The organism is Leifsonia sp. NPDC080035 (assembly GCF_040050925.1).
GTDB lineage: Bacteria > Actinomycetota > Actinomycetes > Actinomycetales > Microbacteriaceae > Leifsonia.
Genome location: NZ_CP157390.1, coordinates 1,099,701 through 1,113,534, shown reverse-complemented (window position 1 = coordinate 1,113,534; position 13,834 = coordinate 1,099,701). Strand labels below are relative to the sequence as shown.

General features: G+C 72.1%; 14 protein-coding genes. 4 read left to right on the top strand and 10 right to left on the bottom strand.

The features are described 5' to 3' along the window. Window positions 1-2: 2 nt before the first annotated feature. Genes AAME72_RS05375 through AAME72_RS05365 form a run of 3 tightly spaced genes read right to left on the bottom strand, consistent with a single transcriptional unit; the run spans window position 3 to window position 3,198 of the window. A complete protein-coding gene (locus AAME72_RS05375) occupies window positions 3-1,073 on the bottom strand; it encodes a low specificity L-threonine aldolase (protein ID WP_348789210.1) in 1,071 nt (356 codons plus the stop codon). Continuing rightward, a complete protein-coding gene (locus AAME72_RS05370; RefSeq protein ID WP_348789209.1) occupies window positions 1,070-1,756 on the bottom strand; it encodes an SDR family oxidoreductase in 687 nt (228 codons plus the stop codon). The genes AAME72_RS05375 and AAME72_RS05370 overlap by 4 nt, the downstream gene beginning before the upstream one ends. Next, the gene (locus tag AAME72_RS05365; RefSeq protein WP_348789208.1) at window positions 1,753-3,198 is read right to left on the bottom strand and encodes a DUF6421 family protein; all 1,446 of its coding nucleotides are present in this window, start codon (window positions 3,196-3,198) and stop codon (window positions 1,753-1,755) included. Before AAME72_RS05365 ends, AAME72_RS05370 begins: the two co-directional genes overlap by 4 nt. A gap of 473 nt (window positions 3,199-3,671) precedes the next feature. Here AAME72_RS05365 and AAME72_RS05360 point away from each other — a divergent pair, with 473 nt between their 5' ends. Together AAME72_RS05360 and AAME72_RS05355 are read left to right on the top strand one after the other, a co-directional pair. Next, on the top strand, window positions 3,672-4,421 hold the full coding sequence (locus tag AAME72_RS05360) for a DNA alkylation repair protein (RefSeq protein ID WP_348789207.1): 750 nt from the start codon (window positions 3,672-3,674) through the stop codon (window positions 4,419-4,421). A gap of 7 nt (window positions 4,422-4,428) precedes the next feature. Next, complete coding sequence (locus tag AAME72_RS05355) at window positions 4,429-5,325, top strand: SDR family NAD(P)-dependent oxidoreductase (protein ID WP_348789206.1); 897 nt, start codon at window positions 4,429-4,431, stop codon at window positions 5,323-5,325. Here AAME72_RS05355 and AAME72_RS05350 read toward each other — a convergent pair. From AAME72_RS05350 to AAME72_RS05320, 7 genes are all read right to left on the bottom strand, one after another. Then, complete coding sequence (locus tag AAME72_RS05350) at window positions 5,309-5,566, bottom strand: hypothetical protein (protein WP_348789205.1); 258 nt, start codon at window positions 5,564-5,566, stop codon at window positions 5,309-5,311. The genes AAME72_RS05355 and AAME72_RS05350 overlap by 17 nt on opposite strands. Then, complete coding sequence (locus tag AAME72_RS05345) at window positions 5,563-6,030, bottom strand: SRPBCC family protein (protein ID WP_348789204.1); 468 nt, start codon at window positions 6,028-6,030, stop codon at window positions 5,563-5,565. The genes AAME72_RS05350 and AAME72_RS05345 overlap by 4 nt, the downstream gene beginning before the upstream one ends. 99 nt (window positions 6,031-6,129) lie before the next feature. After that, window positions 6,130-6,573 (bottom strand): SRPBCC family protein, encoded by a 444-nt coding sequence (locus AAME72_RS05340; RefSeq protein WP_348789203.1) that lies wholly within the window; start codon window positions 6,571-6,573, stop codon window positions 6,130-6,132. A gap of 78 nt (window positions 6,574-6,651) precedes the next feature. Further along, entirely contained in the window at window positions 6,652-7,575 is a 924-nt protein-coding gene (locus tag AAME72_RS05335) for an ABC transporter permease (RefSeq protein ID WP_348789202.1), read from the bottom strand. A gap of 7 nt (window positions 7,576-7,582) precedes the next feature. Beyond that, on the bottom strand, window positions 7,583-8,620 hold the full coding sequence (locus tag AAME72_RS05330; RefSeq protein WP_348789201.1) for an aliphatic sulfonate ABC transporter substrate-binding protein: 1,038 nt from the start codon (window positions 8,618-8,620) through the stop codon (window positions 7,583-7,585). 107 nt (window positions 8,621-8,727) lie between these two features. Next, window positions 8,728-9,564: an ABC transporter ATP-binding protein gene (locus AAME72_RS05325; protein ID WP_348789200.1), complete on the bottom strand. Its 837-nt coding sequence runs from the start codon at window positions 9,562-9,564 to the stop codon at window positions 8,728-8,730. Between the two features lie 86 nt (window positions 9,565-9,650). Continuing rightward, window positions 9,651-10,496, bottom strand: coding sequence for an exodeoxyribonuclease III (locus AAME72_RS05320; RefSeq protein ID WP_348789199.1), 846 nt, complete (start codon window positions 10,494-10,496; stop codon window positions 9,651-9,653). A gap of 87 nt (window positions 10,497-10,583) precedes the next feature. Between AAME72_RS05320 and pyrE the strand changes: the two genes are divergently transcribed. Both pyrE and AAME72_RS05310 read left to right on the top strand, forming a co-directional pair. Continuing rightward, entirely contained in the window at window positions 10,584-11,132 is a 549-nt protein-coding gene (gene pyrE / locus AAME72_RS05315) for an orotate phosphoribosyltransferase (protein ID WP_314149226.1), read from the top strand. Next, window positions 11,132-13,783 (top strand): septum formation family protein, encoded by a 2,652-nt coding sequence (locus AAME72_RS05310; protein ID WP_348789198.1) that lies wholly within the window; start codon window positions 11,132-11,134, stop codon window positions 13,781-13,783. Before pyrE ends, AAME72_RS05310 begins: the two co-directional genes overlap by 1 nt. Window positions 13,784-13,834: the final 51 nt, after the last annotated feature.

Genomic DNA, 13,834 nt, shown 5'->3' with positions numbered 1-13,834 from the left:
CGTCAGGCCGCTAGCTCGCGGACGAGCGCGGCGACGAAGTCGTCGATGTCCTGCTCCGTGGTGTCGAACGAGCACATCCAGCGCACCTCGTTGCGAGCGGCGTCCCAGTCGTAGAACCGGAATTGCTCGCGCAGCCGGTCGGCGACGCCCGCCGGCAGCGTCGCGAAGACGCCGTTCGACTCGGTCGCCTGGCTGAAGCCGACGCCCCGGATGCTGCCGTCGGCCACACCCTTCTCCAGCGCCTCCCGCAACCGGGTCGCCATCGCGTTCGCGTGCGCGGCCGACCGCAGGTACAGGTCGTCGGAGAGCAGGGCGATCAGCTGCGCGGAGATGAACCGCATCTTGGAGCCGAGCTGCATGTTCAGTTTGCGCAGGTAGAGCAGCCCCTCCGAGGCGGCCGGGTTCAGCACCACGACGGCCTCGCCGAACAGCATGCCGTTCTTGGTGCCGCCGAAGCTCAGCACATCCACGCCGGCGTCCGCGGTGAACGCGCGCAGCGGCACGCCGAGCGTCGCCGCCGCGTTCGAGATGCGCGCGCCGTCCATGTGCAGCTTCATGCCGCGTGCGTGCACGTGCTCCGCGATCGCGCGGACCTCGTCCACGGTGTACGCCGTGCCGAGCTCGGTGGTCTGGGTGATGGAGACCACGAGCGGCTGCGCGCGGTGCTCGTCGCCCCAGCCCCACGCCTCCCGGTCGATGAGCTCCGGCGTCAGCTTGCCGTCCGGCGTCTCGATCGGGAGGAGCTTGAGGCCGCCCACCTTCTCGGGCGCGCCCGCTTCGTCCGTGTTGATGTGCGCCGTCTTCGCGCAGATCACCGCGCCCCAGCGCGGGACCATCGACTGCAGGCCGATCACGTTGGCGCCGGTGCCGTTGAACACCGGGAACACCTGCACGCCATCGCCGAAGTGCTCGGCGAAGACCTCGTGCAGTCGCTCGGTGTAGACGTCCTCGCCGTAGGAGATCTGGTGCCCGAGGTTGGCGGCGGCGATCGCGTCGAGGATCTCGGGATGCACGCCCGCGTAGTTGTCGGAGGCGAAACCGCGCAGGGAGAGGTCGTGGAGTTGTAGCGTCACCCGTCCATCCTAGATTCGACGGTGAGCGGCACCCGACGCCCGTTGATCGCCTCCGGGTCCTGGCCCCAGAGCCGGACGACCTCGTCGCCGAGGGCCGCCTCCAGGCCGGCAAGGGTCTTCACGACGAAGATCGTCGCGGCGGACTGCGGGGCGTCCTTGCGGAGGCCCTGTGCGACCGCGCGCGTCCAGGCGTCGGCCGCGGCCTTCGCCGCCGCGTAGTTGGCACCGCCGGCGTACGGCGCGTCCACCGCGGTGGACGAGACGATCGCCAGGCGCCCGGCCGGCGAGGCGACGAGGTCGTCGTAGAAGACGCGCGTGGTGTTCCGGAGCGTGCGGAAGCCGCGCTCCAGGAAGTCCCAGTCCTCGTCGCTCTGCCCGGCGAGACCGCCGCCGCCGCGCCAGCCGCCGACGAGGTGCACGAGGCCGTCGATCCGGCCGAACTTGAGGTGGATGCGCATGGCCAGCTCCGCGACGGCATCGCGGTCCGCGAGATCGCAGACCCGGGTGTCGACGCCGGGCACGGCGGCGGCCAGGGCATCCAGTGCCTCCTCGCGCGTCCCCACCGCCAGCACCGTCGCGCCCGCGGCGACGAGCGCGCGGGAGACGGCCTCGCCCGAAGCGCTCGTGGCGCCGGCGACCAGCACGAGCCGGCCGTCGGCGCCGCGAGCGGCGGAATCGGTCACGCGGCGTCCGTCGTGCCGGTGATCCCGGCCGTGGACTCGATGACGCCCGCCATCTTCTTGTTGAGCGCCTCGTAGAACATCGAGAGCGGGAACTCGTCGTCGAGCACCTGGTCGGTGTAGCCCTTCGGCGCACCGGCGAGGACCTCGTCCGAGAGCCCGCGGGCCCAATTGGATGCGGGGTTCGGCGTCAGCGTCCTGGTCAGCATCTCGTAGGCGGCCAGCCAGTGCGCGACCTTCGGCCGGTCGATCGAACGCCAGTACAGCTCGTTGATCTGGTCGCTGAGCGCCACGACGACGTCGGGCACGGCCTCCCAGTCGATGGTGAGCTGGGTGTCCGTCCAGTGCAGCACGTCGTGCTGGTGCATCCACGCGAACAGCAGCTGGCCGCCGAGTCCGTCGTAGTTGCGCACCCGGCTGCCGGTGATCGCGAACCGGAAGATCCGGTCGAAGATCACCGCGTACTGCACGAGCTTGGCGTGGTCGCGGATCTGCTTCTGCGACGCGGACAGCTCGGACGACGGCAGCGCGGAGAGCTCGCGCTCCTGGCGCACCGACTCCCGGAACGCCGTCAGATCGCAGCGCAGCTCCTCCAGCGAGTAGAGGAAGAACGGCATCCGCTGCTTGATCATGAACGGGTCGAACGGCAGGTCGCCGCGCATGTGGCTGCGATCGTGGATGAGGTCCCACATCACGAAGGTCTCCTCCGTGAGCTGCTGGTCGTCCAGCATGCGGGCCGCGTCCTCCGGCAGCTCCAGCTTGGTGATCTCCGCGGCCGCGCGGACGACGCGGCGGTAGCGCGCGGCCTCGCGGTCCTGGAAGATGGCGCCCCAGGTGAACTGCGGGATCTCGCGCATCGCGACGGTCTCCGGGAACAGCACCGCGGAGTTGGTGTCGTAGCCGGGCGTGAAGTCCACGAAGCGCAGCGGGACGAAGAGCTTGTTGCCGTAGTCGCCCGCCTCCAGCGCGCCGATGAACTCCGGCCAGATGACCTCCACCAGCACCGCCTCGACGAAGCGGTTGGTGCTGCCGTTCTGCGTGTACATCGGGAACACGACCAGGTGGCCGAGCCCGTCGACGCGGTGCTGCTGCGGCTGGAACTCGTTCAGCGAGTCGAGGAAGTCGGGGACGCCGAAACCTTCGTCCGACCAGCGGGCGAAGTCGCGCTGCAGCGCGGCGAGGTAGCTCGCGTCGTGCGGGAAGTGCGGGGCGAGCTCGCCGATCGCGTCGATGATCGCGCCGGTGTGCTCCGCGGCCGCGGGGCGGTCGGACTCCTGCTCGACCGAGCCGTCCTTCACCTGTATCCCCTGAAGCGCGACCGCCGCCTCCTTGAGCCGGAGCCACGCGGGATGCGTCGCCAGCTCGCGAACGGGGCGGGCGTCCTCGACGACCTCGGGCTCCCCGACAATCGCGTCCTTGCTGAACTGCTGGACGAACTGAGACATGACGAACCTCCCGTCGTTGGGTCGGCCGCGCGGGTCGCGGCGGAACGATGGGCGCAGCGCGCGCCCGTTTCGAGCCTATCCGCGGCGAGCGGACGTTTTCTTGCCCATTTCGGCGAAATCCTGCGTGAAAAGCCGAGATCACGACGCGAATCGTCGTGTCGTGGGCGATTGTGCCCCGGTCGCGTCATAGTCTGCGGCCGGGGTGCGTCTCTCTGGTGCGCCAGACACCCGAACCCGCCGCATCAGCTGGAGACCCGAATGCACCGAAGCGCTCGCCCGACCGCCGCACCTCCCGACCCGGGGAGCATGGCCCTCGCACCCGCGTCGATGTCCGCGGCGAGGCACGCATGAGGCCCGCATGATCCTCGTCGTCGAAGCGGCGTTCGCCGCCATCACGCTCGCGCTGATCTGCGCGGTGCTCGTGGCATCGCGCCGGCGCGGGCGCCGCTGATGCCCCGCGCTAGGGTGCTCGCGTGAGCACAGCAGCCGACGTCATGGCGGCCATCGACGCCGTTGCGGACCCCGAGGACGCCGCCTTCCTACAGCGCTTCTTCAAGACCGGGGCCGGGGAGTACGGCGAGGGGGACGTCTTCGCCGGCGTGCGCGTCCCGCAGACCAGGGCGGTCGCCCGCCGGTTCGCCGCCCTCCCGGAGCCCGAGCTCCGGACCCTGCTCGACAGCGAGGTGCACGAGCACCGGCTCGCCGCCCTCCTCATCCTGAACGGACGGTTCGCCGTCGCGAGCAGGGCGCGGACGCGCGACGACGCGGAGCGCGAACGGCTTGCCGCTTTCTACGTGGATGCCGTGCGCCGCGGCCGGGTGAACAACTGGGATCTCGTGGACTCCTCCGCCGAGTACGTGCTCGGCGAGTTCCTCGTCGACCGGCCGCGGGACCTCCTCTACGAGCTCGCCGCCGGCCCAGTGCTGTGGGAGCGCAGGGTCGCGGTCCTCTCCACGTTCGCCTTCATCAAGAGGGGCGACGCGTCCACGACCCTCGCCCTCGCGGAGCGGCTTCTCGGCGATCGCGAGGACCTGATGCACAAGGCCGTCGGCTGGATGCTGCGGGAGGTCGGCAAGCGCGTCGACCGCTCGGTGCTGCTCGGCTTCCTCGACCGGCACGCCGCCGAGATGCCGCGCACGATGCTGAGCTACGCGACCGAGCACCTGGAACCGGAGATCAGGTCGCGTTACCGGGCCGTCCCCCGGCGTGCGGGTGCGCGATGATGGAGACATGGCGAGAACGGTTCGAGGCGCCCGGGTCCTGATCACCGGAGCCGCGTCCGGCATGGGCCGGCTCTACGCGGAGCGCGCGGTGCGCGAGGGCGCCCGCGCCGTCGTGCTGTGGGACAGGGACGAGGCGGCGCTCACCCGCTTGACCGATCGGCTGCGCACGGAGATCCTCGCCGGGCGGACCGCCGCGGCCTGGGGCGCGCCGCCCCGGTCACCGAGTTCGGCGGCGGGACGCGCTGCGACGAGCGTGCATCCCTACGTCATCGACCTCGGTGAGCTGGGCGCGATCGCGCAGACCGCTCAAGCCGTGCGCAAGGAGCTGGACGGGATCGACGTCCTCATCAACAACGCCGGCATCGTGCGCGGCAAGTTCTTCTGGGAGCACGACAACGGCGAGGACACCCGCGCCACCATGCAGGTGAACGCGTTGGCTCCGATGTACACCACGCGGGAATTCCTGCCCGGGATGCTCTCGAGCGTGCGTGAGGCCCGCATCGTCAACATCGCCTCGGCGGCGGGCACCGTGGCGAATCCGAGGATGAGCGTGTACGCCGCGAGCAAGTGGGCGGTGATCGGCTGGAGCGACAGCCTGCGCATCGAACTCGAGCAGGAGGCCTTCGGCCACGTGAAGGTGACGACCGTCGCGCCCAGCTACATCGACACCGGCATGTTCGAGGGGGCGCGTGGGCCGCTGCTGACGCCCGTCCTGACGCCGGAGTACGTGGTCGACAGGGTGTGGCGGGCGATGCTCGCCGGCAAGCCGATGCTGATGCTGCCGTGGTCGGTCGGGCTCGCCAAGACACTCAAGGGCGTCCTCCCGACCCGCGCGTGGGATGCACTCGCGGGCCGGGTGTTCGGCGTCTACGGGTCGATGGACGACTTCACCGGTCGTCCGTAGCCGACCCTTCCGGACCGGCTCCGGGACCCCGGTGTCCGCGTTCGGCGATGACGGAGGGGTCGAGGCCTTCATCGACGGGCGGGGGGTCTCCGGAGTCGTCCGGACCGCCCGTGCCGGGCGGCACGCGGTTGCCCACGGTGTCGTCCTGCCGGGCGGCCGTCTCACGATCGCTTGACGGGCTGTAGGAGCGGTCCTTGGCCGTCTGATCGGCGTCGCGGAGGTGGTCGGAGTCGTCGGTCATGACGGGCTGCCCGGTGCGACGTCGCCGCGCCAGGCACCGGTCTCGGAGCCCTGCGACTCGATGAACTCCTTGAAGTTGGCGAGGTCCTTCTTGACGGCGTGGTCATCCATGCCGATCGCGGCGCCGACCTTCTCGATCGCGTCGGTCGCCGCCCAGTCGAGCTGCACGGTGACGCGGGTCTCGGCGTCGGAGAGCCGGTGGAACGTGACGACGCCCGCGTGCTCGACGTCGCCCGCCACGCTCTTCCACGCGACCCGCTCGTCCGGGTGCTGCTCGGTGATCACCGTGTCGAACTCGCGCTGGACTCCGCCGATCTTGACGCGCCAGTGGTTGGTGGTGGCGTCGACCTGGCGGATCTCCTCGACCTCATCCAGGAAGTGCGGGAACGATTCGAACTGCGTCCACTGGTTGTAGGCGGTCGAGACGGGGACCGCCACGTCGACGGACTCGGTGACTGCTGCCATTGTCGTTCTTCCTCTCGTCGTTTGCGTGTTCCGCGAACGTAGGCCGGAGAGGGCCGCGGCTGCAGGGGTGGACAACCGGGGGACGGCGTGGTTGGGACCTCAGCGCCCGGCTTCGACGTGTCGTTTCAGGGCGGTCATGGTGCGCCGGCTCTCCGCCGCCGCCATGCGCACGAGCACGGGCTGCGCGGCGCGCAGCATCCCGCGCGTCGTGAGGTCGCCGACCCGCGTCACGCGCGTACCGCCGCCGTCGGCCGTCGCGGCGAGGTCGTACCGGATGAGCGCGTCGAGGGTGCCGGATGGCTTCGCCTGGTGGAAGCGGAGCGAGCGGCCAGGCACATCCTCCAGCAGCTCGCCGCGCATCCGGCCGACCGTTGTCGAGTCGACGTAGGCGACGCCGGCCGCGGGCGGCCCGGCCGGCGCGCGCGTGCCGCGGTAGACCGCGGAGTGCCGGAGCCACGCGGGGTAGGCGTCGAGGGCGCGGAGGGCCGCGTAGACCCGCGCGGCCGGCGCCTGGATGTCGATGGAATTCGTGATCTGGACCATGCGCCCGGTCTACGCCCGACGCGTCCTCCGCGCATCGGTGGATCCACCCCTCATCGGGCGGGGAGCCCTCCAGCCCGCCTAGCCCCAGCGGCGTCCGGCCCACTTCTCGAACGCGCCGACGATCGAGTCCGTCAGCTTGCCGAGCACGGCGAGCAGGATGATCGCCAGGAACAGGCGGTCGGTGCGGCCATTGTTCTGCGAGTCGCTGAGCAGGAAGCCGAGGCCCATCGAGGAGGCGATCAGCTCGGCGGCGACCAGGAACAGCCACGCCTGGGCGAGCGCGAGGCGCAGACCGGAGATGACGGACGGCAGCACGGACGGCAGCTGCACCGTGGTGAACAGCCGCACACCGCCGAGACCGAACGCGCGTCCCGCCTCGACGAGGTTCCGGTCGACGTGCTTCAGCGACGCGGCGACCGTCGTGTAGACGGGGAAGAACGAGCCGATCGCGATGAGGATGATCTTGGAGTCCTCGCCGATCTTGAACCACAGGATCAGCAGCGGCACCCACGCGAGCGACGGGACCGCGCGCACGGCGGCGAGCGTCGAGCTGAGCAGGATGTCGGCGAGGCGCGACAGGCCGACGACCGCTCCGAACAGGAGCCCGAGGGCGGCGCCGACGGCGAAGCCGACCAGCACCCGCTGCGTCGAGATCGCGATGTACAGGCCGAGCAGGCCGCGCTGCGCCAGGTCGACGGCCGCATCGACGACCATCGCCGGCGACGGCAGCTGCGACGAGGTGAACGCACCGGAGGTGGAGGCGAGCTGCCACGCGAGCAGCAGCAGGGCCGGCAGCAGGAGGCCGCCGACGATCCGCACCCACCGCCGCGACAGGAACGGCGTGCGCACCACCGCGCCGCCCGCTCCGGTCTCGGAGACGACGGGCTCGGCCGGATCGCGCGGGGTCTCCCGGGCGACCGAGGTCACCGAGCCGGACTTCCCGCCGGGGCCGCCGACGACGATCAGCGGACCGTCGCCCTCCGGTGCGTTCTGGTAGGACATGGTGTCGTCAGTTCCCGATGGCGCTCGGGTCGGCCTTCTTCACGAGGTCCGGGTCGAGGAGGCTGTCGAGGGCCTTGTCGATGTCCGACTGCGACTTCACGTCGCCGGACTGCACGAAGATCGGGCCCACCTTGGTGAGCACCTTCAGCTGCGCATCCCCGGGCAGCGGCGAGACGTCGAGGTTGGTGCGCTCGCTGATGACGGAGCTCGCGACCGCGGGGTCGATGCCGGCGACGTCGGAGAGGATCTTCGCCGTCTCGTCGGGGTGCTTCTGCGCCCACTCCCGGGCGTGCTCGTACGCGTTCACGACGGTCTGGGCGACGTCGGGCTTGGAGGAGAGGAAGGACTCAGTGGCCGCGACCACGTCGTACGTGTTGAAGGCGACGTTGCGGTAGATGAGCTTCGCGCCCGACTTCTCGGCGTTGGCCATGATCGGGTCGAGGCCGCTCCATGCGTCGACCGACCCGTTCTGCAGAGCGGCCCAGCCGTCGGCGTGCTGCAGGTTCTGGATCGTGACGTCGCTCGCCGAGAGCCCGTTCGCCTCGAGCGACTGCAGGAGGAAGAAGTAGGGATCGGTGCCCTTGGTGGCTGCGATCTGCTTGCCCTTCAGCTGCGCGACGGACGTGATCGGGGAGTTCGGGCCGACGACGATCGCGGACCACTCGGGCTGCGAGGCGATGTCGATCACCTTGATGGCGGACCCGTTGGACCGGTTCAGCAGGGCGGCCGAGCCGGCCGTGGAGCCGACGTCGATCGCGCCGGAGCGCAGCGCCTCGTTGGCTTTGTTGGAACCGGCCGACTGCACCCAGTTGACCGTGATGTCCTGCTTCTTCAGCGCCTTCTCGAGCCAGCCCTGCTTCTTGATGACCAGGCTGAGCGGGTTGTAGGTGGCGAAGTCGATGTTGAGCGTGCCGCCCTTGGTGACGCCGGACGAGCTCGTGGAGCCCGCGGCGGATCCCTCGCCGGCGACGCAGCCGGTGAGAAGCAGGCTCGCGGCGGCGGCCGCGGCCGCGAGAGCGGTGACGATGGTGGGTGTGCGGCGCATGATGCCTCTCTGGTGGGGTCGGTGACGCGGGATCGCTCGGCTCGTGCTGTGAAACCGAGCATCGCCGGATGCCGGGACGTATCGGGCCGGCAGCCGAAATCTGTGGATCAGGCTGAACGTGCTGGTGCTGTGGAGGAATGGGCGTTGCCGTGGCGATCGATGCCGAGGCCGTCGAGCAGCTCGGCGCGCAGTTCTGCGAGTTCCGCGGAGCCGCGATCGCGCGGGCGGTCTCCGGGAACGGCGATGACGCGGCGGATGGTCGCGCCCTCTCGTCCCTCCTCGGCGCCGAGCAGGATGATGCGATCGGCGAGCTGGAGGGCCTCGTCGACGTCGTGCGTGACGAGGAGGATCGTGGTGGGGGCGGCGGCGTGCACCTCGAGGAGCAGGTCCTGCATCCGCAGCCGGGTGAGCGCATCCAGTGCGCCGAAGGGCTCGTCGAGCAGCAGCACGCCGGGGTTCCGGGCGAGGGCACGGGCGAGGGACGCGCGCTGCGCCATCCCTCCGGAGACCTCGCGCGGCCGCAGAGCAGCGGATGCGGACAGGCCGACCAGGTCGAGCAGCCGGGCGACGCGCGCCTTCCCCTCCGAGCGCTCGACACCGCGCAGGAGCCCGAGGGCGACGTTGTCGGAGAGCGATCGCCAGGGCAGCAGTCGCGGCTCCTGGAAGCCGACCGCGCAGCGCGGGTCGATGCCGCTGACGGCCGAGCCGTCGATGAGCGCCGCTCCGGAGGTCGGGGAGTCGAGCCCGCCGGCGATGCGCAGCAGCGTCGACTTGCCGCAGCCGCTCGCGCCCAGGATCGCGACGACCTCACCGGCGTCGACGCGGAGCGAGACGTCCCGCAGTACCTGCCGCACCGGCGGGGTCGCACCGCGCCGCCGCGGCGCCGCGAAGGCGCGCCCGACCCCGGAGAACTCGACGGGGTACGCAGACGTGGCGGCGGTCATGGTGCTCCGACGCTACCGAAGGGGATCACACCCGTGCGGACACGATGAAACGTTCCGTAACGAACGCTTGCGCTCGCCTCAGTGCGTCACCAGATCATCGGGCGGTCGTCGTCGTCCTCCTCGGCCGCCGCCTCGGACAGCTCGACGAGCACGGGGACGTGGTCGCTCGGGGCCTCGCCCTTGCGCTCGTTGCGGTGGATGCTCGCATCCACGACCCGGTCCGAGAACGCCGGGGAGCCCAGGATGAAGTCGATGCGCAGGCCCTCGTTGCGCGGGAAGCGCAGCTGCTTGTAGTCCCAGTAGGTGTAGCCGTCGGGCACGATCGGCCGCACCACGTCGGTCAGCCCGGCCTGCTCGAACGCGGCGAACGCGGTGCGCTCCGGCGGCGAGATGTGAGTGGAGACGCCGGGGACGAGGCTCGGGTCGCCGACGTCGGAGTCGAGCGGCGCGACGTTCCAGTCGCCCATCAGAGCGAGCGGCCGCTCGGGGTTCTCGGCCAGCCAGCGGCGCGTGTCCTCGAGCAGCGCGGCCAGCCAGTCCAGCTTGTAGACGTAGTGCGGGTCGTCGAGCGCGCGGCCGTTCGGCACGTACAGGCTCCAGACCCGAACGCCCTCGACCGTCGCGCCGATCGCGCGCGCCTCCTTGGGCAGGTCGGGCCCCCCGTGGCCCTTCAGGAAGCCCGGCATATCGGGGAAGCCGATCTCCACGTCCTCGATGGGCAGGCGGGCGGCGATCGCGACGCCGTTCCACTGGTTCAGGCCGTGCAGCACCACCTCGTAGCCCGCCTTCTCGAACGCCTCGAAGGGGAACTGCTCCGGCTTGCACTTGATCTCCTGCATGGCCAGCACATCCACGTCCTCGCGGACCATCCAGTCCACAACGCGGGCGACTCGGGTGCGGATGGAGTTCACATTCCAGGTGGCGATGCGCATGTCCCGATCGTATAAGGCGCCGCCGACGGCCCCGTCCGGCGGGCGTCGGCCAGCGTCGGCGGGGCCCCGACCCGTACAATCTCAGACGTGACCGACGCACGACAGCAGCTCATCGACTACATCTCGGCCGAGGCCGTGTTCCACGGCGACTTCACGCTGACAAGCGGCAAGAAGGCGACCTACTACGTCGACCTGCGCAAGGTGAGCCTCGACCACCGCGTCGCGCCCCTCATCGGCCAGGTGATGATCGACCTGATCGCGGACGTCCCCGACGTCGTCGCGGTCGGCGGTATGACGATGGGCGCCGACCCCGTCGCGGCGGCGATCCTGCACCAAGGCGCGGCCCGCGGCCTCGCCTACGACGCGTTCGTCGTGCGCAAGGAGCCGAAGGACCATGGCCGCGGCAAGCAGGTCGAGGGCCCGGACCTCGAGGGCAAGCGCGTGATCGTGCTGGAGGACACCTCGACCACCGGCGGCTCGCCGCTGAAGGCCATCGAGGCGCTGAAGAAGGTCGGGGCCGAGATCGCGGGCGTCGCCGTCGTGGTCGACCGCAACACCGGCGCGCGCGAGGTCATCGAGGGCGCCGGCTACCCCTACTTCGCCGCGATCGGGCTCACGGACCTGGGACTGGACTAGTGACCGACGACCGCGACCCCCGCGATCCCGCGCACGGTGACGCTCCCGAGGGCGACGCCGCGGACGGGCGCGCGCCGGACGCGGTCGAGGATGGGACCGGTCCTGCGGCGGCCGACGAGCCGGAGTTCGGGAGCTCGGACTGGCTGCTGCAGCAGCTGACCGGGGGACGCGGCGCGGCGAGCCCCGCCGGTGCCGATGACGGCTTCGAGGAGCTGCTGAAGGCGCCGGAGGAGGAGCCGGCCGCGGAGCCGGCACCCGCCCCGAGCGGCTTCTCGTGGAACCTCGTTTCGAAGACCCAGGACGACGAGCCCGCGGACGACCCGGCCGCCGAGGCGCCGGGGTTCGCGGACGGCGAGTTCGTGGACAGCGGCTCCGACGAGATCGAAGGCCCGGTCGGGACCGTGCTCGAGCCGGTGGACGAGGAGCTGCTCCCGCCGGATGCGGTCGTCCCGCCCCCTGGCGTCGTGCCGCCCGCTGGCGTCGTGCTGCCCGCTGGCGTCGTGCCGCCCGCTGCCGTCGTGCCGCCCGCTGCTGTGCCGGCCATGCCGGAGCCTCCGCTGTTCACACCGCCGGCCATCCCGCTCCCGCCGGCGGACGGGACGCCCGTCCCGCGGCACGCGTCGCTGCCCGGAGAGGCGGGCGCGCCGGCGCCCACCCCGGCCAGGGCGCCGGAGCAGCCTGCCGAGCCGCCCGCATCGGCCGAACCTGCGGCGGCCGACGAGCCGCCCGCGTCCGAGCGCCCGGAGGAGCGGGCGTCGTTCGAGCCGCCCAGCTTCTTCGAGGCGCTGCGGATGCCGCATCCGCCCGAGTGGTCCAGCCAGGACGCCGGGTCGCAGCCGCCCATCCGGCAACAACCGGACGAGCGTCCGGACGCGGCCGCGGAACCGCCGGCCACGACCGGCCCGCTGCAGGGCCACGGACTCGCCGCGCTGCTCGGCGGCCACCAGCCGGAGCCGGCCGAGCCGTCGCCTGCGCACTGGCTGATGGGCGACACCACCGGGATCATCCCGCTGCCCGCCGACGTCGTCCTGCCGCGCACGGAGCCGCCTGCGGCCGAGGTGCCGCCCGCCGCCGAGGTCCCGCCCGCCGCCGAGGTCCCGCCTGCCGCGGAGGTGCCGCCCGCCGCCGAGGTGCCGCCCGCCGCCGAGCCGCGGGCCACCGAGCCGGCGGCCCCAGTGACGCCCGCACCGATCCCCCCGTCGGCCGGCGCGTACATCCCGCCCGCCGCACCGGCCGCCATCCCGCCCGCGGCACCGCTCACTCCGCCGCTCGCCGCGGGAGCCTTCATCCCGCCGCCGTCCGATGCTGAGGAACCGCCGACGGCGCCCCGGACCGACGACGGCGCGCCCACCATGAAGCTGGACGCCGCCGAGATGCGTTCGCTGCTGGAGGAGCGCACCGGAGACCCGCAGGAGGTCGTCGAGACCGCGCCGCCCGCGGAGCCCACCGCCGCGGAGACCGAGATCGCGCTCGGCGCTCCGCCCTCGCCGGCCACCAGCGCGTTCGATGCCGCCAGCGTGGCGGCGGCGGCGGACGGCGCGGCCGCGCCCGCCCCGGCGCCCGAGCCCGAGGCTGCCGCTGACGAGGACGCCGAGCCGGAGGACGGCCTCGCCGCGCTGTTCGGGGACGTGGCGGACGTGCACGAGGCCGACGAGGACGAGCCAGAGCCGGAAGCGCCAGAGACGCCGCCCGTGCCGGAGGCGCCCATCGCCACAGCGGCGATCGACACCATCCTCTTCCCCGAGCTCGCCTTCGAGGGCGACGCCGGCGCCGAGGGTCCGCAGCTGGGCTCCACCCCGCCTGCGACCATGCCGGTCGAGACGTCGGCCGTCGTCGAGCAGGCGGCCCCTGCGCCCGCTCCCGCGCCCGCTCCCGCAGCCCCCGCATTCGCGCCGGCGACCCCGGCCGCTCCCACGGCCGCGGCCCCGGCCCCCGCCGCGACCCCCGCCGCTCCGGCGACCCCCACGCCGCCGGCGCCTCCGCCCACCGGCGCGCCCGCGCCAGCGGGAGGCCGCCCCGGCGATCCGCGCCGCAACCGCATGCTGCTGCTCGCGGCGGGAGCCCTCGCTGTGATCCTCGTCCTGATCGGTCTGTTCGCACTCGGTACGCGCATCCCCTCGATCCTCGCGGGCGGGAACGCCACCCCGAAGCCGTCCGCGTCGGCCGCGTCGGCGAAGCCGACTCCGACGCCGACCCCCACGCCGACGCCGACCCCCACGCCGACGCCGACTCCGACGGTCACGCCGAAGCCGGCCGCCGCCGTCGGTCCGGGCGAGCACCCGTGGAACGCTCTCGGCGGCGGGGAGTGCATCCAGCCGTACGCGTCGCCGTGGGCGGAGACGTTCGCCGTCGTCGACTGCGCGACGGCGCACTCGGCGCAGATGGTCTACACGAACCTGATCTCGGCCGACATCGCCGCGCCCTACCCCGGCGCGGACGCCCTTGCGCAGCAGATCAACGGGCTCTGCACCGCGACCGGCGTCATCGACCTCGGTGCCGCTGCCCAGTACGCGGACCTGCAGGTGCAGGGCACGTTCCCGGCGAACGAGGCGCAGTGGAAGGCCGGGCAGCGCTCGTACTACTGCTTCGCCAGCCGCGCGGGCGGTGAGCCGATGACGACCTCCGTCGCCGGCCCCGGCCCCACCGGCTGACGCGCGTCCAACCTTTCGCCGAAGGGCACCGTGTTGTCGCTTTCGCGCGTT

Bases quoted from the DNA above. Each gene is read 5' to 3' on its own strand.
- AAME72_RS05365 (WP_348789208.1), bottom strand. From the start codon at position 3,198: ATGTCTCAGTTCGTCCAGCAGTTCAGCAAGGACGCGATTGTCGGGGAG.
- AAME72_RS05355 (WP_348789206.1), top strand. From the start codon at position 4,429: ATGGCGAGAACGGTTCGAGGCGCCCGGGTCCTGATCACCGGAGCCGCG.
- AAME72_RS05350 (WP_348789205.1), bottom strand. From the start codon at position 5,566: ATGACCGACGACTCCGACCACCTCCGCGACGCCGATCAGACGGCCAAG.
- AAME72_RS05345 (WP_348789204.1), bottom strand. From the start codon at position 6,030: ATGGCAGCAGTCACCGAGTCCGTCGACGTGGCGGTCCCCGTCTCGACC.
- AAME72_RS05340 (WP_348789203.1), bottom strand. From the start codon at position 6,573: ATGGTCCAGATCACGAATTCCATCGACATCCAGGCGCCGGCCGCGCGG.
- AAME72_RS05335 (WP_348789202.1), bottom strand. From the start codon at position 7,575: ATGTCCTACCAGAACGCACCGGAGGGCGACGGTCCGCTGATCGTCGTC.
- AAME72_RS05330 (WP_348789201.1), bottom strand. From the start codon at position 8,620: ATGCGCCGCACACCCACCATCGTCACCGCTCTCGCGGCCGCGGCCGCC.
- AAME72_RS05325 (WP_348789200.1), bottom strand. From the start codon at position 9,564: ATGACCGCCGCCACGTCTGCGTACCCCGTCGAGTTCTCCGGGGTCGGG.
- AAME72_RS05320 (WP_348789199.1), bottom strand. From the start codon at position 10,496: ATGCGCATCGCCACCTGGAATGTGAACTCCATCCGCACCCGAGTCGCC.